Source organism: Paenibacillus humicola (genome assembly GCF_028826105.1).
Taxonomy (GTDB): domain Bacteria; phylum Bacillota; class Bacilli; order Paenibacillales; family Paenibacillaceae; genus Paenibacillus_Z; species Paenibacillus_Z humicola.
Genome location: NZ_JAQGPL010000001.1, coordinates 2,188,051 through 2,205,136, shown reverse-complemented (window position 1 = coordinate 2,205,136; position 17,086 = coordinate 2,188,051). Strand labels below are relative to the sequence as shown.

Annotated in this window: 15 protein-coding genes; 1 reads left to right on the top strand and 14 read right to left on the bottom strand. The window is 59.6% G+C overall.

Annotated features, from left to right (window positions below; all coding sequences use genetic code 11):
- Positions 1-29 precede the first annotated feature (29 nt).
- Positions 30-374: a hypothetical protein gene (locus PD282_RS10200; RefSeq protein WP_274650574.1), complete on the top strand. Its 345-nt coding sequence runs from the start codon at positions 30-32 to the stop codon at positions 372-374.
- Positions 375-681: 307 nt separating this feature from the next.
- Here the strand turns inward: PD282_RS10200 and atzF are convergent, their stop codons facing one another.
- The 14 genes from atzF to PD282_RS10130 form a co-directional block, all read right to left on the bottom strand.
- Complete coding sequence (gene atzF, locus PD282_RS10195; protein WP_274650573.1) at positions 682-2,553, bottom strand: allophanate hydrolase; 1,872 nt, start codon at positions 2,551-2,553, stop codon at positions 682-684.
- Between the two features lie 31 nt (positions 2,554-2,584).
- Positions 2,585-4,240, bottom strand: a complete 1,656-nt coding sequence (locus tag PD282_RS10190) for a PucR family transcriptional regulator (RefSeq protein ID WP_274650572.1) — start codon at positions 4,238-4,240, stop codon at positions 2,585-2,587.
- Positions 4,241-4,253: 13 nt separating this feature from the next.
- On the bottom strand, positions 4,254-4,688 hold the full coding sequence (locus PD282_RS10185; RefSeq protein ID WP_274650571.1) for a cupin domain-containing protein: 435 nt from the start codon (positions 4,686-4,688) through the stop codon (positions 4,254-4,256).
- A 44-nt stretch (positions 4,689-4,732) separates the two neighbouring features.
- A complete protein-coding gene (gene atzD / locus PD282_RS10180) occupies positions 4,733-5,788 on the bottom strand; it encodes a cyanuric acid amidohydrolase (RefSeq protein WP_274650570.1) in 1,056 nt (351 codons plus the stop codon).
- Complete coding sequence (locus PD282_RS10175; RefSeq protein WP_274650569.1) at positions 5,785-6,537, bottom strand: ABC transporter permease; 753 nt, start codon at positions 6,535-6,537, stop codon at positions 5,785-5,787. Before PD282_RS10175 ends, atzD begins: the two co-directional genes overlap by 4 nt.
- The gene (locus PD282_RS10170; RefSeq protein ID WP_274650568.1) at positions 6,534-7,226 is read right to left on the bottom strand and encodes an ABC transporter ATP-binding protein; all 693 of its coding nucleotides are present in this window, start codon (positions 7,224-7,226) and stop codon (positions 6,534-6,536) included. The genes PD282_RS10175 and PD282_RS10170 overlap by 4 nt, the downstream gene beginning before the upstream one ends.
- Before the next feature lie 204 nt (positions 7,227-7,430).
- Positions 7,431-8,114, bottom strand: a complete 684-nt coding sequence (gene biuH / locus PD282_RS10165; protein WP_274650567.1) for a biuret amidohydrolase — start codon at positions 8,112-8,114, stop codon at positions 7,431-7,433.
- 82 nt (positions 8,115-8,196) lie between these two features.
- Complete coding sequence (locus PD282_RS10160; protein ID WP_274650566.1) at positions 8,197-9,213, bottom strand: ABC transporter substrate-binding protein; 1,017 nt, start codon at positions 9,211-9,213, stop codon at positions 8,197-8,199.
- A gap of 71 nt (positions 9,214-9,284) precedes the next feature.
- Entirely contained in the window at positions 9,285-10,265 is a 981-nt protein-coding gene (locus tag PD282_RS10155) for an aromatic ring-hydroxylating oxygenase subunit alpha (RefSeq protein WP_274650565.1), read from the bottom strand.
- Between the two features lie 446 nt (positions 10,266-10,711).
- A complete protein-coding gene (locus tag PD282_RS10150; protein WP_420832283.1) occupies positions 10,712-11,518 on the bottom strand; it encodes a DUF2935 domain-containing protein in 807 nt (268 codons plus the stop codon).
- Positions 11,519-11,817: 299 nt separating this feature from the next.
- A complete protein-coding gene (gene araA / locus PD282_RS10145) occupies positions 11,818-13,308 on the bottom strand; it encodes an L-arabinose isomerase (protein ID WP_274650564.1) in 1,491 nt (496 codons plus the stop codon).
- A gap of 493 nt (positions 13,309-13,801) precedes the next feature.
- Positions 13,802-14,950 (bottom strand): ABC transporter permease, encoded by a 1,149-nt coding sequence (locus tag PD282_RS10140; protein WP_274650563.1) that lies wholly within the window; start codon positions 14,948-14,950, stop codon positions 13,802-13,804.
- A 3-nt stretch (positions 14,951-14,953) separates the two neighbouring features.
- Positions 14,954-16,072, bottom strand: a complete 1,119-nt coding sequence (locus PD282_RS10135) for an ABC transporter permease (RefSeq protein WP_274650562.1) — start codon at positions 16,070-16,072, stop codon at positions 14,954-14,956.
- A 24-nt stretch (positions 16,073-16,096) separates the two neighbouring features.
- Positions 16,097-17,032 carry an ABC transporter ATP-binding protein gene (locus PD282_RS10130; RefSeq protein ID WP_274650561.1) on the bottom strand — a complete coding sequence of 312 codons (936 nt, stop codon included), beginning with the start codon at positions 17,030-17,032 and terminating at the stop codon, positions 16,097-16,099.
- Between the last annotated feature and the right edge of the window lie 54 nt (positions 17,033-17,086).

Here is a 17,086-nt window from a genome sequence, read left to right as displayed (position 1 = left end):
AACCAACAACTCGTTTTCAGGAGGAACGTATGTACAACCAAAACAGCTATTCGCAGCAGCTTGCGCAGTGCGAGCAAATTATCGGCCAACTGATGAACCAAACGCAGCAGGCAACCAACATGTACCAGCAAATGCTGCAGCAGGAGCAGCAAAACGCGCTTCAGCTCGAGGAAATTTCCAAACGCGAGCAGCAGGCGGTTCAAATCATCCAGCAGGCGCTGCACGGCCATCAAATCGCCATGCACCAAATGCAGCAGGTGGCGCAAATGTGCAGACAGCTGGAGCAGACGATCCAGCTCGAACAGGCGCATTTCAGCGCATTGAACGCCGCTCAGGCACAGGCACAAGCGCAAGCGCAGCGCACATTCCAATAATCCGCCGGAATAACAAACCGGGAGCAGGCCGCTTTTGAAGCGCCTGCTCCCTTCTTTATGCGTATAAATACCTGTCCCCCGACACCGCGATCAACCTGCATGAAGTAAGGCTTCTTGCATGAGATTCCGGGCATCACATGGCACAAAGCTGCACGAACCGCCGGCCATGCCGCACTCCATACCTACCTCAGAACCGAATTCGCATGAAAATGGACGATCAGACCGGACAAACGTCCATGCAGCATCCCATACTCACTTCATAATCGACTCCGCATGAAAATGGACGATCGGACGGATGAACATACATTCACTTCGGGCCGACTCGCTCGAATGAAGCCGTGTAGCCGCGCCATCCGCCGAATGTGGAAATGTCCTCGGACTCGGACTCCGCGTAGCCTTCGCACAGAAAGCCGGGGACCTCCGTTCCGTCCTCGAGCTCGATACGGCCGATGCCGAGCGGCGCGGGAATGGCACCCGCGAAGGCTCCGAACGCAGCGAGCGGCATCTCCCAAATTTCCACCTCGATGGAGCTTCCATCCCGGAGCTGCCTGATCAGCCCGGGCTTGGCGGGAGACGTATTCAGCCGGACCAGCTTATATTTGGCGGCCGTAGCCGACTGCCGGATGAAACGGGCGCTATGCTCGGCCATTTGCCGCTCCAGCGGGAATCCGCGCATGTGCAGGCCGCACACCGCGACCGGAGTATAGGCGTTCAGCGTAGTGGCGTCTGGCGTAGAGGCATCCGGCATATTGGCATCCGGCGTATTGGCGCCCTGCGTATTGGCGTCCGGCGCACTGGCGCCCGGCGTATTGGTTCCCTGCATATTGGCGTCCGGCGCACTGTCGTCCGGCGCCGGCTTCGCCGGCGGCGTGCCGCCCTGCAGCAGCATCGCCATGCCGCCGATCAGGCCGTCCTGCCCGGCGAGCGCGAAGCAGCTGATGCCGAACGGGGTATCCGCCGCCGCATATCCGGCCGGGACGGCAATTGCGCACAGCTCCAGCAGGTTGCAGTGATTCGTGTACAGGCCCATCGCGGAGTTCGCCGCGACCGGATCCCGGCGCACCTGTTCGCGGCTCCACGTGCCGCCGCAGGTGGGCAGGATCAGCACGGCGTCCTTCAGCGCAAGCCGAACCTTGCGGCGGAGCTCCTGCAAGGTGTGCATCGACTTGAAGGCCGAAGCGGCGGTCAGCGCGGAGGAAGCGCCCGTGCGCAGCACCCGCTCCGTGACCGGGAACAGTTCGCCCGGGTGGGATTCGGCAAATTCGCCGAGATCGGCCCAGCGCTCGGCTACCCACGGGCCGTCGTACAGCAGGGACGCGGCCTCGGCGAACGGCGCGTAGTCGATAGATTCGACGGGCAGCCCGAGCGATTCGATGCGTTCGACGGCACTATTCCACGCCGCCTCGTATTCCCGTCCGAACGGTCCGAAGAATGGCAGCCCCTCTTTCGGTAGGAATATTTTTCCAGGAAGCGCAACTTCCGTCTGCGGAAATGCCCGCGACCAAGGGTCTTCCGGGTCGAATCCGCGAACCGCCGCATCGATGGCCAGTGCATCCTCCGTCGTATGGGCAAATACGGTGATGCAGTCGATACTGGCGCAGGCGGGAACCGTGCCCCGCGAAGGCCATGCCCCGACGCTCGCCTTGAAGCCGACCAGCCCGTTCAGCGCGGCGGGGACGCGGCCGGAGCCGGCCGTGTCCGTGCCCAACGCAACCGCTGCGTGCCCCCGGGCTACCGCGACCGCCGAACCGGAGCTTGAGCCTCCGCTGATCAGCTCTTGGCGCAGCGCGTTCGCCGTTTCGCCGTACGGGCTTCGCGTTCCGACAAGCCCGGTGGCGAACTGGTCGAGGTTCGTCTTGCCCAGCGGAATGGCGCCCGCAGCGATCAACCGCTCCACGACCGCTGCATTTGCTGCGGGCTCATACGCAAAAGCGGGACAGGCGGCTGTCGTGGGAAAGCCGGCCGCGTCAATATTGTCCTTCACCGCGAAGGGAATGCCCCACAGCGGCAGGCTGGTCGGGTCAGTCCCGCGAAGCCGTTCCAAATAAGGACGCGCCGTCTCCATATCCGGCGGCGTAATCCATATATTCAGCTCCGCGTCCTCCTTCGCCCTGCGGACCAGCTCAAGCACCAGCTCCTCCGGCGTCAGCTTCCCTTTTGCAAGTTCATCTTCAGCCACTCGATCGTCAGCCTTTTTGGAATGTCCATTGTCATCGCGCCCCTTCCCTTCCCGATGCCTGCATGCCGTTTGCCGGTCCCGCGGGCCGCATGTCGTGCAGCTTCATCGCCAGCTGCAGCTGCAGCATATCGTCGCCGTTTTGCGAGTCGATCTCAAGCAGCTCGCAGGCGCGCTCCACCCGGTAGGACACTGTATTGTAATGGGTATACAGCTCCCGGGCCGTCTTCTTCACATTGCGGTTGTGCATAAAAAACGTTTTCAGCGTCGCCAGCATAAGCGTATTATGCTTGCTGTCGTACTCGAGCAGCGGCTCGATGTACCGGTCGCGGAACATCCGCACTTCGTCGTTATCCGGCAGCAAATAAAGCAGCCGGAACACGCCGAGATTTTTCTCGTCGATCAGCGGCTCCGTCAGGCCGCAGATGCCGGCGATATCATGGATCTTTTTGGCGTGTCCGTAGCTCTCGCCGACCTTCTCCCGCCGGATCGCCTCGCGCCCGATGCAGATCGAGTACGGCGCTTCCGTTCCGAGCGCGCTTCTCAGCTCCGCGAGCGGCACCTCGGCTCTCGGATCGGGCGCGGCCGCAGGCAGCGACGCCAGCAGCACGAGCTCGCCCTCGATCACCGTAAGCTGCAGCTGCCCGGGGCGCCATCTCGCCCGCAGCTGCTTCACCGTCTGCTGAAGCTTTTTCACGGGCGGCCTGCTGTCATGCCAGTAGACCAGGCCGACCACAAGCCTGCGCCCCTCCTCGATCGGGCAGCCGCAAGCTTCGGCCCGCAGGTTGAGGTCTTCCACCGTCACGATCCGGCCGGTTATCCAGTCCTGGAGAAACTGGTCGATATACCGGGCCTCCACTTCTTTGCGCGCGTTGATGTTCGCCATTTCCAGCTCGACGAGCACGCCGGCGCGGTCGATGGTCAAGTGGTCGACAACGGTATGCTCGCGGTTCCACTCCAGCAGGATGAGCAGCGAGTGATGGCGCTGCTTGCCCGATACCGAGGAAATATAGACCCGGATGCGCCGTTCTCCGAGGCTGAGGAAGCTGACGCCGAGGCTGATGTCGCTCCGCAGCTGCGTCCAGATCGCGGGTTCGTCCAGCAGGCCGTCGATCCGCTCCGCCTGCGGCGAGACGAACAGGTGGTCCGTCTCGTCCAGAATGAGCACCGGATTGTCGAGCATTCCGTCCAGCGTTTTCAGAAACGGTTCGATCCCTTCGCCAAGCAGCAGCTGCTGCGACAATTTCTGAAACCGGCTCTGCAGCAGGGACAGCTCGCGCGCCTCCTGCACCAGCACGCGCTCCATAATGTCGCGGACGACATCAGAAAAAACGATCGACATCGGCAGCTCGAAGAAAGGGAACCCGAGCTCGTTGGCAATCTCGATCGCCCGCTCGGGAATCCGGTCGATAAACCGCTTGGTCTTGATGCCGAGAGCCGCGACCCCCTTCTCGTTCAGCTGCGGAATGATGTCCGCCAGCAGCTCCGGGCGGTCCCGAAAAGGAAATCCGCTCGTGATGAGGAATTCCCCGGGCCGGACCCAGTCGATGACGTCGGGAACCTCCATGACGTTCACGCGCGTAATCGGCCGCCGCATGCCCTCGGTTCCCGCGAGCACGACCGCATCCTTGAGATCGGGAATCAGGAGAATGTCCTCGCAGGTGAACTTGCTCTGATCGTGATTCCTCATCGCATCGCCCGGCTTATCGGATTTGTTCCGAATAGACGTCTTCGACGAGGGTCGTGTTGAAGAAGGAGTTGGCCGGAATATCCGTGCCGACCGGCAAAAACACGCTGATCTGCTCGGAAGGCGAAGCGCCGTCGTTGGCGACCGAATGAACGACGCCCGCCGGAACGAGGAACGTATCGCCGGCCTTGTATCCCTTCCACTCCCCGTTGCACAGCAGCTTCACCTTGCCCGCCGTAATATGGATGATTTCCGCAACATCATGGTAGTGCGGCACGACCTGTCCGCCAACGCCGAGCTTTTCCCACAGGATGGAGCTGGCCCGAATTCCAAGCGCATCCGCCTGCCCGGCGGACAAAATTTCCCGGTGGTACAGCTCGATATGGTTCGGCATCAGCTCCCATTTCATCGTTTCCCCTGTCAATACTACGGTTTCCTTACCCGTCATCATGTTCGATTCCTCCATGGCAGCTTGATATAGTGGTTTGATTCGCGTCAGGTGACCGCTTTGAAAATAGCCGCGACCGGGCCTCCCCCGGGCGGGACCTGATGCTCGGCTCCGCCCGATACGTAAATCATCGGATCGCCGCACACCGACGCCAGTACGCCGCCGACGACGGCGCGGGCATGCCGGGTATGGTTGATGTCCGAATCGTTCAGCATCGTATGCCGGCGGCTGCGGACATAGCCGTCCGGATCGGCTTCCGCCTTGGCCAGCACCTGCACCAGCTCGGCTCCCTCGTGGCGGGCCAGAAGGCTCCGCAGCGCCTCCGCGTCGATCGCGTCCCGCATGACGCCATGATCGATAAAGTACGGTCCTTCGGCATAAAGAGAGTTGCCCAGCACGATGACCTCGCAATAGTCCAGCTCGATTCCGCCGGACGCGGAGGCGACGCTGCTGAACTTGTCCCCGCCGTCGCAGATGTCGGCATCCCGGAGCTCCTCGGCTTCCCCGAGCGCGAGCGCGACCCCAAGAGCGGACGCGCCCCTGGAATATCCCATGGATTCGTAGGTATCCTCCGTGACGAGTTCGGCCCCCCGGCTGCGCGCGCCGTGAATGTCGCCCGAGGAGAGCAGCGGGCACTTGATCTGGACGAAATGGACGTCCTCCGGGCTCTCGATTCCCGCTTCCTCCATCGCCCGATGGACCGCGTCGGCCACCTCCCGGACCTGCGCGATCCGGCCCAGCTCCTCCGCAAGAATGCTTCTCGTCCGGGCCACGCCGGCGGCGAGATATTTCCCCGCTCCCTTCGTGCCGCCCGGCCTGCCGCTGCGGCTGACGATGGTCAGATGAGGGCTCAGCACGCCTTCCGTTCCGCCCGACATCACATACGAGATGCGGGACGCCTCCTCCGCCAGCGGAGCGAAGAAGTCGCTCAGACAGCGGACGGCGTACCCGCGGGTGAAATCATTGACACAGCCGTTGCCTTCCGTCTTGCCGATTACGGCAATGACCTCGCCGGGGAGCAGCGTTCCGTCTTCCACGCATGCGCGCACTCCCTCGACGTCGCTCGGCGAGCCGGTCGCAATTTTGATTACGGAGCATTTCATACTTCATCCACCTTTTGCCAGAATATGAGCTTTTTCTCGATCAGGTTGATGATCCAGAACAGGACGAGCCCGCAGGCTGCGGAGGCGAGAATGGCCGAGAACATGACCGGCGTCTCCAAATGATAGGAAGCGAGCAGCACCACATACCCGAGTCCTTTGTTCGCGCCGACGAATTCGCCTACAATCGCGCCGACGATGGACAGCGAGCTGGAAATTTTCAACGCCGACATAACGTACGGCAGGCTGGTCGGCAGCCTGAGCCTCCAAAAAATTTCCCACCTGCTCGCCTTATAAGCCGTGAAAAGCTCCCAGGCTTCGTGTTCGATCGCCTTCAGCCCCTTCACGCTGTTGACCAGAATCGGGAAAAAGCAGATCAGCATCGAAGCGATGATTTTGGACGAATACCCGGTTCCCATCCAAACGATCAGCAGCGGCGCGAGCGCGACCAGCGGCGTCGTCTTGAGCGCGATCGCCAGCGGGAACGCTCCCAGCTCGATCGGCTTGGAATGCACGAAGACGACAGCCGTTATAAAGCCGAGAATATTGGCGAATACGAAGCCGGCCAGCGCCTCCATCATGGTGACCAGCGTATGGCGCATCAGCTCCCCGTCGATTGCGCCGGCGATTTCGCTCGGCGCGGGCAGCAGATAGGCCGGGATCGACAGCAGCTTGACCGCGAGCTGCCACAGGATAAGGAATCCGACGGCGAAGCCGACCGGATACAGAATCGTTTTGGCCTGTTCGTTCATGACTGTTTGACCCGCTTTCTCAGTTCCTTGACGGTATGGTAATAATCCGGCAGTTCCTCCATCGCCACCTCTCGCGGACGGGGGAGCGGCACCGGCACGACGGCTTCGACGCCGGCCGGCCTCGGCGACATGGTAACCACGCGGTCCGACATGATGACCGACTCCTGGATCGAGTGGGTGACGATCACGACCGTGCTGAGGCTGGTTGCCGGGCTCTCCCACAGTCTGAGCAGCTCGAAGTTCAGCTTCTCCCGGGTCAGCTCGTCGAGCGCGCCGAACGGTTCGTCCATGAGCAGCACGGTCGGATCGGCGGCAAGCGCCCGGGCGATCGCGACGCGCTGCTGCATGCCTCCGCTCAGCTGCTGCGGGTAATGCCCGGCGAAGTCCTTCAGGCCGACCAGCTCCAGGGCGCTTATCGCTTTCTCCTTCGCTTCCTTCTTGCCGAGCTTCCGGTTGGCCCCTATGCTCAGCGTCAGCTCGATGTTCTGCAGCGCGGTCATCCACGGCATCAGGATCGGCTTCTGGAACACCATGCCGATGGAGGTCGAATCGGGATGCATGATCTCCCCTTCGCTCGGCTTGAGCAAATCGAGCATCAGCCTGAGCAGCGTCGATTTTCCGCAGCCGCTCGGGCCCAGAATCGACACGACCTCATGTTTGTAAATATCGAGCGAAACGCCGCGAAGCACGTGCACATCGCCGAACGAGAGCGAGCAGTTCTAGAGCGAGATGGCGATTTCCCGGCTCGCCGGTTCGGCATAATGGCCGCGTTCCTTCATCTGTACGACAGAGCCGTTGACGATTGCCGTCATAGCGGTTCCCTCCTTGTCTCGATTGATTGCGCCGCCTTCTCCGTCCCCGGCTGTCGGCGGCTTGCCTCCAAAGCGCGAACTCTAGAAGCCCGCGAGCGCCGTGAGCACATCCTCCGACCGGCTGACGGCGCCGAAAACGCCGCCCTGCATCGTGACCATTTTCAGCGCCGCCCGGTGGTTGCCTTCGTCCGTCGCGCCGGTGCAATCCTCCAATATCAGGCATTCGTAGCCCCGGTCGTTGGCTTCGCGCATTGTCGTATGAACGCATACGTCGGTCGTGATACCCGTCAGAATCAAATGCGTGATCCCCCGGTTCCGCAGGAGCAGGTCCAGGTCGGTGGCGTAAAAGCTTCCCTTGCCGGGCTTGTCGATAACCGGCTCCCCTTCCAACGGTCTCAGCTCTTCGATGATGTCCCAGCCGGGCTCGCCGCGAACCAAAATTTTGCCCATCGGGCCGCTGGAGCCGATTTCCGCTCCGGCCATCCTGCTTCTCCACCGCTTGTTTGCCGGGAGATCCGACAGGTCCGGCCGATGCCCTTCCCGCGTATGAATGACGGTGAAACCGTCGATCTGCCGTACCCGGTCCAGCAGCCGGCGGATCGGAGCGATCGCCCGCGCCGTCAGGGACAAATCGTATCCCATCTGTTCGACATAGCCGCCTTTCCCGCAGAAATCGGTCTGCATATCGATGATGAGCAGCGCCGTCCGGCGAGGCTCGATCGCTCCGTCGTACGGCCAAATGTAAGGCTCCGCTTGAATTTGCATCGTGATGCCCGCTCCTCTCAGATCGGGGCGTGTTTGCTGGCGCGCCAGGTCAGCCGGACGCGCCAGAACCCGCACCGCTACGTTATTCGATAAAGCTATTGGAGAACATCCCGGAAACGCCCTGCTTCTTCTTCGTGAAACCCATGTCGAGCAGCATCTGCTGCAGGCTTTCCCAATCCGCCTCCGCCATCTTGCCAAGCGGCGGATGGGCGGCGTCTAGCAGGTCGATGCTGTTTTGCATCATTGCTTTTTCGTGATCGATGTTCAGCTGATCGCTGTATTTCATGCCGAACGCCGCCGCTTCGTCGGGATGGTTGATGGCATAATCCCAGCCCTTCATCGAGGCTTGAACGAACGCCTTGACGATCTCCGGCTTGTCCTTGATCATCTTCTCCGTCGTGAACAGCGTATCGCCGTACATGTTGACGCCGTAATCGTTCGGATTGATGATGTTCAGCTCCTTGCCCGCCTCCTCGGCCGACAGCACTTCATTAATGAGGTATCCGGGCCAAACGTCGACCTGCCCTTGCAGGAACGGGGCCATGTCGAACTTGACGACCGTCTCGTGAACCTGCGAGCGGTCGATGCCGGCGCTCTTCATCATCGCGCGGTACTCGAGCTCCTCGCTTCCGCTCAGCTTCACGCCGACATTTTTGCCGATCATATCCTTCATCGTCTTGATTCCGGACTCCTTCGTGCTGAACAGCACGAACGGGGACTTACGGTGAATGGCCGCTACCGCAACGACCGGCACACCTTTCTCCCGCGAGAGAACGATTTGGTCCGGACCGGTAACGCCGAACTGCTCGCCGCCCGAGGCGACCATCTGAACCGCCGGGAAATCGGGGCCGCCCGGCTGGATGTCCACTTCAAGGCCCGCGTCCTTATAAAAGCCTTTCTCGACTGCGGCGTAAAAGCCCGCAAACTGCGCCTGATGAAGCCATCTCAGCCTCAGCGTCACCTTCGTCAGCGGCTTCTCGCCGGATGCGTCCGGCTGGACGCCGGAGCCCGAAGAGCCGCCCGCCGACGAGGGTGAGGGCGATGATGCGGAGCCTCCCCCGCCGCATGCCGCAAGAATAAGTAATAATGCCATCACCATGCCGAATGCCGCCGTCTTCCTGCTCCTCTTCCTACTCCTCTTCCCGCTCATATGAACCCTCCAGCTCTTATTTATGCCGTGCCGATCGTGACGCCGAGCTCTTTCAGCCATTTCCGGTATGCGATGGACATCTGGTCCGACTTGAGGCTGAGCTCCGCCTGCAGGTCGAGCGGCAAATATTCCGGCTCCTGGCTTTCCACGACCGCCGTATCCTGTCCCATGACCAGATCCTGAAATTCCACATATTTGTCATCCGGAACGTCGTGCGCGAAATTGCGGCTGATGACGATATAACAGATCGTTTCGTTGGCCAAGACAGGCCGGGTATTCAGCATCATGGCAATCACGTCGCCGCTTCCTTCGGTTTCCTTGCGGAACTTCCCCGTCAGCGGCCTGAGCGCCTCCTTCACGTACAGATTGACCGTAGACTTCCCGCTCGCGTCGGCGTGAGGCCGATAGATCGGCACCGCCTCCGTCCGAATGCCGCCATTGTGGGGCATGACCTTGTAATCCGGCACGTCCGGATGGTCGGGCGAGCCGAGCAGCCCGGCGTGCAGCCACATCAGGTGCGAGAAGTCCAGGAAGTTTTCCAGCACTCTGGGCGCTGCCGCCTTCACCCGATAAGGACCGCTGACCACGGACCGGTAGGACGGATCTTCATGCTCCTCGAATACCGGAATATCGTCAGCCGGCTGCCCCATGTTGACCCAGACCAGACCGTATTTTTCCTTGCATGAATAGACGCTTGTCGCCGATTTGGACGGAATTTTGCGCTCCTGCTGCGCCGGTATGCAGACGCACCGGCCCTGTTCGTCGTACATCCAGCCGTGATAGGGGCACACCAGCAAATCATCCTGCACATGGCCGAGCGACAGCGCCGCTCCCCGGTGAACGCACAGATCCCGCATGGCGTGCGGCGTGCCGTCGGCGGTCCGGTACAATACGATTCGCTCACCCAAAATGATTGCCTGCGCCGGCTTGTCCTGCAGATCCTCCGACTTTATGACGGAGTGCCATTCGTTGATCAGCACCGGATCCTGTAGTCCTCGCACCTTTTCTTCACTCCCCTGTTTCTAGTGTTAGATTAATTTACATTATAATTAAAAACTACGACCGTTTCACTGTAATATTTTCAAATTTCGAACGTTTATTTTTGTTAAAATACCAAAAAGGCCGATATTGCGTTATATTATATGACATAAAGAATATAGAATCTGACATCGAAGATTTCCTTTTCTATGCCCGAAAAATAGAAAACAACCCGCTCCTAACGGCTTCTTGAGCAGCGGACATCAACGAACGGCCATAAAAAAAGGCCAACCGGGATCACTCCCGTTGACCTTAGGTCCCCTATTCTTCCCATCGTGCCCAAATAGCTGGTTTGAGCCGAAATGGCCGGTCTTGCGCCGAAATGGCCGGTTTATCGCGCTTTCTTCCCGGACCCGCTCGCAGCCGTCCGACGAACGAAAGGATGCCGGCCCGCCCGGCTGCTTCCCGCTTACTCCACCCGCGGCTTCGCCGGGTCGCAGCCCGGTGACGGCACCAGGCCGAGCCGTGCCAGCTTCGTTAAATAATAACACTCCTCGCGTCCCATATGATCCGGCATCAGCGGGCTGATCCGGTCGAGCACCTCCGCGCCGAGCTCCATCTCCAGCAGTTCGGCCAAAAATTTGCGGAACAGGTTCATCTCCAGATCGATGTCGGCATGGAAGCGCCGGAATGCCGGATAATCGGCGAGCTGCGTCCGCATGTACCCCGCCATTTCCACCGCCTTCAAATACAGCGCCTGAAAATGCTTCTCGAAATGGCGGCTTTTCTCCAGGAGCATCCGTTCGACGCGGTCCAGATCCATATGAATGGCGCCTGCATGGCCGAAAGCGTCCTGCAGCCACAGCAAATCGTAGTGAAGCGGCGAGAACTGCGGCACCGGCTGCCCGGCCAGAAGCGCATGCAAAATGCGGCAGTATTCCTCCAGCTCGTTCACCATATGGTTCACGAAAGTCGGCGTCAGACCGATGGTCACCTTGCCGAGCAGCATCCGTTCCAGCAGGTTCAGCTTAAAATTGCGCAGATCGGTCGCCGCCTGGTACGCGGCCAGATTGAGCTCCGCAAGCCGGCTTTCCGCTTCCGGCGAACGCGACTCCGCAAGCAGACTGTCGAACGTTTGGACAAGCTCGCTTGCTGTCCGGATGTCTCCCGTCTCCTTAGGTGCCAGCGCATCGCGGATGAACCGAGCATGATCGCCGAGAATTTGCAGCCAGAACCGGTGCTCGAAGAGCGCCGCCTGCGCATCTGTCATTGCCATTTTCCATTATCCTCCCTTGGAGCCGAATAACTTGCAACTCCTCTACGATATGTGCATTCGCCCAATGATGTGACAGAGCATGAATGCTCGCCCCAAGAAAGAAAACACGGCTGGCGCCGTCTGCCGTCGGCGGAACAGGCTTCTGCTCTTCGAACGAAAGAAAGGATGGCGGAAGGTTAACCTTCCCTGCAAAATAAAAAAACGCCCCTTTCAGAAAGGGACGCAAAAGGAATTCATTTAGCCGGTGCAGGTAAAAAAGCCGGCCGCTTGGCGCGGCTTGTCAAGCATTCGTGCGGCGCTTACTGCAGCCGCCAATACATTTCGCTCAGCCGCAGCCCGTTGCGGAAAGCGAGCAGGTCGGTACGGTTATCGATGAAGACGCATTCGATGCCGGCCATCTCCGCCCAGTCGACGAGCTGCTCCGGCGTCGCTTCGTAAGAAAAGACGGTGTGATGCGCGCCGCCCGCGTGAATCCACGCTTCCGCCGATTCGGAGAGCGACGGCTGCGGCTTCCACAGCACGCGCGCAACCGGCAGCTTCGGCATAAGCTCGGAAGGCTGCACCGCATCGACGATGTTTACGATCAGCCGGAAGCGGCGGCCCAAATCGATCAGCGTCGCATTGACGGCGCGGCCTCCGCGGCCGTTGAAAACCATGCGGGCGGGATCCGCTTTGCCGCCGATCCCGAGCGGATGAACCTCCAGGCGCGGGCGATCCGCCGCGATCGTCGGGCAAATTTCCAGCATGTGGGCGCCGAGAATCATTTCGTTGCCCGGCTCGAAATGATAGGTGTAATCCTCCATGAAGGACGTGCCTTTGTTGCCGGCGATCATTTTGACGAGACGCGTGAGCGCCGCCGTTTTCCAGTCGCCTTCGCCGCCGAATCCGTAGCCGGCTTCCATCAGCCGCTGGACGGCCAGGCCCGGAAGCTGCTTCATGCCGTGCAGATCCTCAAAGGTCGTCGTAAAGGCGGAGAAGCCGCCCTCCTCCAGAAACGCCTTCAATCCGAGCTCGATGCGGGCCTGTTCGCGGATCGACTCCCACAGCGCCGGCGTACTGCGCGTTTCGGGCGAAATCTCGTACAGCGTTTCGTATTCATCGGTGAGCGCATGAACCTGCGCTTCGTCGATGTCCGCCATCCGCTGAACCAGATCGCCGATGCCGTAGCCGTTGATCGACCAGCCGAATTGAATTTGCGCCTCGACCTTGTCCCCTTCGGTAACGGCCACCTGCCGCATATTATCGCCGAAGCGGGCGACCTTGAGCGAGCGGCTCTCCGTAAATGCGGCCGCCGTGCGCATCCAGCCGGCCATGCGGCCGCGCACCTGCGCATCTTCCCAATGGCCGACCACAACCTTGCGGGCGATGCCCATCCTAGCGCCGATGAACCCGTATTCGCGGTCGCCGTGCGCCGATTGGTTCGTGTTCATGAAGTCCATGTCGATGGTGGACCATGGAATATCGCGGTTAAACTGCGTATGCAGATGAAGCAGCGGCTTGCGCAGCTCGGACAAGCCGGCGATCCACATTTTAGCCGGGGAAAAGGTGTGCATCCACGTCATGATGCCCGCGCATCCGCTGTCCGCATTCGCTTCGATGCACAGCCGGTAAATTTCCTCCGGCGTCGTCAGCACCGGCTTGAATACGATCTCGAAGGGAACGGCGTCATCGCCGTTCAGCCCCCGAACGATCGTCTGCGAGTGCTCCGCCACCTCCAGCAGCGTCTCCGGTCCGTACAAATGCTGGCTGCCGGTCACGAACCAAAATCGATAAGGCTTTACACTTAACATGCTGGACCTCCTCAAACGGTTTTGCGAGGCTTCCGTAACGAACCGCCTTTGCGGGCGGCACCTCGCTTCGGAAGCATCGGCTTGTTTTGGCGTTCCATGTTCGGTTTTTCATAACGAGCTGAAACTACCTGTAAAAAGCAGCAAATCGTTTTTCACAACTTGTACGAACAATTCCACCGATTCAACTAAAAATGATGGCAAGAAAGGTATCTCGCTTCGGTGCGGGCCGACATCCAGCCATTCGTCCCTCCAACTTGTACGTACAACTTCGATCAAACTTATTGTACTTCGTCCATCGCCCCTTTTCAAGAGGCTGCTTTTGATTTCCGTCCGGCAGCAGGAAAGGGCCGCCTCTCGCGGCAGCCCTTCTGAAAATCGTCGAGACCAGGTCATCGGCGCAGCAGAACTCTTTACGGCTGCAGCCTTCCAAACGCACCAGGCGTCTGCAAAGCGTGCACGGCATTGACATTTTTACTTGCCGGTACCGCCGGGTCTAGGTAAAGACGCGCGTATCGTTGCTGCGGCTGAATTTGTAAACGGCGATCAGCGCAAATGCCGCCGCGAAGGCGGCCAGGATGGCGAGATTAAGGGACAGACCTCCAAGGCCGCTTCCCTCCTGCAGCTTTACGAACGAGTCGAGCAGCCAATGCTGGGGGAGAAATTCGGCAATTTTCTGCACCGAAGCCGGCATAATCGACATCGGGAAAAAGCAGCCGGACAGCAGGCAGGTCGGCGTTACGATCAAATTCATCAAGGCGCTGGCCGAGGTGCTGCTTTTCGAAAGCGCCACGATCATCAGCGACAAGCCGACCGCCGTCAGACCGAACATCAGCAGCATCGTTCCCGTCTTGACCAAAGGTATTCCCGAGGCAAGATGAAACACGTATTTCATGACAAACAGCGTAATCGCGATTTGAATCAGCATCACCGCAAGGCTGACGATTACATTGGCCAGCACGTACATTTTAGCCGAGACCGGCGAGGACAGCAGCCTGAAGTAAGTGCGGTTCTCCTTCTCCTTCAAAATCAAATCGGTCAGATTGAATGCGGAAAACAGCATAAACGTGATGAGAAATCCGATCGACTGGTAGCTGGTATTCTTTTCGGACGACGTGTCCGCGAGCCGCTCCGCGGCGACCTTGAACCCGCCGTCACGGTAGCCGTCGTACAGCTTCTTGAACGCCGCATCGTCGGTTCCGGCCGCCGAGCCGATCGCCGCGACATTCGCAATATATTCGTTTAGCATCGACTTGATGTAAGCGGTGACCTGCGCGCCTTTCACGGACATGATTTGGATGCCGGCCGGGCGCCCGGCCCGGACGCTTTCGCCGAATCCTTTGTCGAACACGAGCCCGGCGTCGAGGCTGCCGGCGGCAATGTCCTTTCGCAGCTCCGCTTCATTCAGGGCGGTAACCTTCACCGGCTGCAGGCCGGTTACGAAAGCGGCGGCATCCCGGGTAATGGCGTCGCTGCCGTCGCTGCTCGCGATGCCGAGCCGCAGCATGCTCTGCTGGTTGTGGCCGTACAGGATAAACGAGAGCACGACCCCCATTAGGGGCATGCCGATATAGGCGAACACGTTTTTTCGGATACGGAACGTATTGAGCAGCGTTTTTCGGATCAGCCAAATTAAATTGTTCACCGTTTAAAGTCCCTCCCGTCTCTTCATCGCGAATGCGGCAATCGCGATCAGCAGTGCGGCCAGGCCGGCATTCAGCCCGATTGCCGGAATGGCGCCCCGCACACTGTCGGCGTATATGATTTGCGTAAGCGCCGTGTTTTCCCAGTGCAGCGGGGACAAATAGGGCAGGTAGCTCCAAAGGCCGTTCCCGCTGCCGACCGGAAAATAAGCGCCGCCGATGAAGGAGAAAATCTGGGTCAGGATCATCAGCACGCCGCGTGACGCTTCGCCTTTCATGAAATAGCTGATCGCAAGTCCCAGGCTGACGGCGAACATGATTTCGGTTAACAGGACCAGAAGGACGGCGCCGTAATGACTCCCCCAGTTTGCTTTATAGACGAGCAGACTGAATACGACCACTGCAACGACGCACAGCAGGTTCAGCACGATGCTGCCGGCTATTTTTCCGATGAATACCTCGGCCCGGGAAACCGGTGAAGCCAGCAGCCGCATCGACGTACGCCGCGCAATTTCGCCGCGCATCAGGGAGTTGGCCGAAATCGCCCCGTACAGCACGATCATGGTGGTCATCGACATCGCGTAATAATCAAGCGCGCCGGGAGCACGATCGGCATTCAGCGACTGCTCCTGCACGATATCTCCGCGCGCCGAAGCCGCGAGCACCGCGCCGACCTTCGAAGGCGCCGACTCGGCCACGCCGGCCGCCAGATTGTATTTATCCGCAAACACGTTCAGCATGCCCTGGATCACGCTGCTTTCCAGCGTACTGCGGCTGCTGCCGTAGTAGCGGACACCTTTGTCGGTGACGTCCGCATAGCCGGTATAGGTATTGTCTTCCACCTTGCTTTTGCCGTCCGTTCCGGGCTCGGCCTTGACGAATTCGACGCCCGAACCGGCGGCGCCTTTCATAAACGTCTGCCACGCGGCGGCCGCCCCGCTGCCGGCGTCCACCCGATACAGCAGCGTCATGCCGCCCAGCTGAATGCTGGAGCTGAACGCGTTCGTCAGCGCCGTCCCCAGAATCAACATCAGCACGATCGGAAAGACCAGCATAAAGATGAGCGTTCGAATATCCCGAAAATCCCTTTTGATTTCTTTTCGCGCGATACTGAGAATGTTCATTTGTTCCTCCCCTTTCCCCTGCCGTTAATCCCGGAGCGAACGGCCCGTCAGCGTGAGGAAGACCGTCTCCAGATTCGGCTCCTTCTCCTGCAGCGAACGGACTTCAATGCCGGCCTTCAACAGCTCCTGCAAAATGCGGTTCAGGTTGTTGACTTCCGTCCGCGAATGAATCTTGATGACGTTCTCGTCCGCCTCTGCCGCCTGAATGCCCGGAAGGCTGCGGATCGCCTCCATCGGAAGGCCGTCCGCGGACTTCGTCTCGATCCGGATGTCCTTCGTATCGGTGATGATGGCTTTGAGCTGCTCTTTCGTGCCTTCCGCAATGATTTTGCCATGATCCATAATGGCGATGCGCGTGCAGATTTCCTCGACTTCTTCCATATAGTGGCTGGTATAAATGATCGTACAGCCCATTTCGTTCAGCTTCTGCACCGATGTCAGAATGTAGTTGCGCGACTGCGGATCGATGCCTACGGTCGGTTCGTCCATAATGATCAGCTTCGGCCGGTGCGCAATCGCGCAGGCGATGTTCAGCCGGCGCTTCATCCCGCCGGAAAAATTGACCGGCCGGCTGTTTGCTTTGTCGGCTAGGCCTACGAATTGCAGCGCCTCTTCCGTCCGCTCCTTCAGTTTACCGCCCCGCAGCCCGTACAGGCCCGCGAAAAAGCTGACATTCTCATAGGCCGACATATTCTCGTAAATGGCGATATCCTGCGGCACGATGCCAAGATTCATTTTGGCAAAGCGGCTGTTTTTTTCGATGCTTTTGCCCATCAGCAGAATCTCGCCCTTCGTGATGCGCAGCAGCGAGGCGATCATATGGATCGTTGTGCTTTTTCCCGCGCCGTTCGAACCGAGAAAGCCAAAAATTTCGCCTTCCCGGATGCGGAGCGACATATTGTCCACTGCGGTAAAATCCCCAAACTTTTTCGTCAAATTCCGGATTTCCAGCACATTCATTCCGCTTCACTCCCGCTCTCAAGCTCGTATTCTGATCTCAGTGTACAAAAAAAG

Excerpts from the sequence above, each read along its gene's own strand:
- PD282_RS10200 (WP_274650574.1), top strand. The coding sequence starts at position 30 with ATGTACAACCAAAACAGCTATTCGCAGCAGCTTGCGCAGTGCGAGCAA.
- PD282_RS10190 (WP_274650572.1), bottom strand. The coding sequence starts at position 4,240 with ATGAGGAATCACGATCAGAGCAAGTTCACCTGCGAGGACATTCTCCTG.
- PD282_RS10185 (WP_274650571.1), bottom strand. The coding sequence starts at position 4,688 with ATGATGACGGGTAAGGAAACCGTAGTATTGACAGGGGAAACGATGAAA.
- atzD (WP_274650570.1), bottom strand. The coding sequence starts at position 5,788 with ATGAAATGCTCCGTAATCAAAATTGCGACCGGCTCGCCGAGCGACGTC.
- PD282_RS10175 (WP_274650569.1), bottom strand. The coding sequence starts at position 6,537 with ATGAACGAACAGGCCAAAACGATTCTGTATCCGGTCGGCTTCGCCGTC.
- biuH (WP_274650567.1), bottom strand. The coding sequence starts at position 8,114 with ATGCAAATTCAAGCGGAGCCTTACATTTGGCCGTACGACGGAGCGATC.
- PD282_RS10160 (WP_274650566.1), bottom strand. The coding sequence starts at position 9,213 with ATGGTGATGGCATTATTACTTATTCTTGCGGCATGCGGCGGGGGAGGC.
- PD282_RS10150 (WP_420832283.1), bottom strand. The coding sequence starts at position 11,518 with ATGGCAATGACAGATGCGCAGGCGGCGCTCTTCGAGCACCGGTTCTGG.
- araA (WP_274650564.1), bottom strand. The coding sequence starts at position 13,308 with ATGTTAAGTGTAAAGCCTTATCGATTTTGGTTCGTGACCGGCAGCCAG.
- PD282_RS10135 (WP_274650562.1), bottom strand. The coding sequence starts at position 16,072 with ATGAACATTCTCAGTATCGCGCGAAAAGAAATCAAAAGGGATTTTCGG.
- PD282_RS10130 (WP_274650561.1), bottom strand. The coding sequence starts at position 17,032 with ATGAATGTGCTGGAAATCCGGAATTTGACGAAAAAGTTTGGGGATTTT.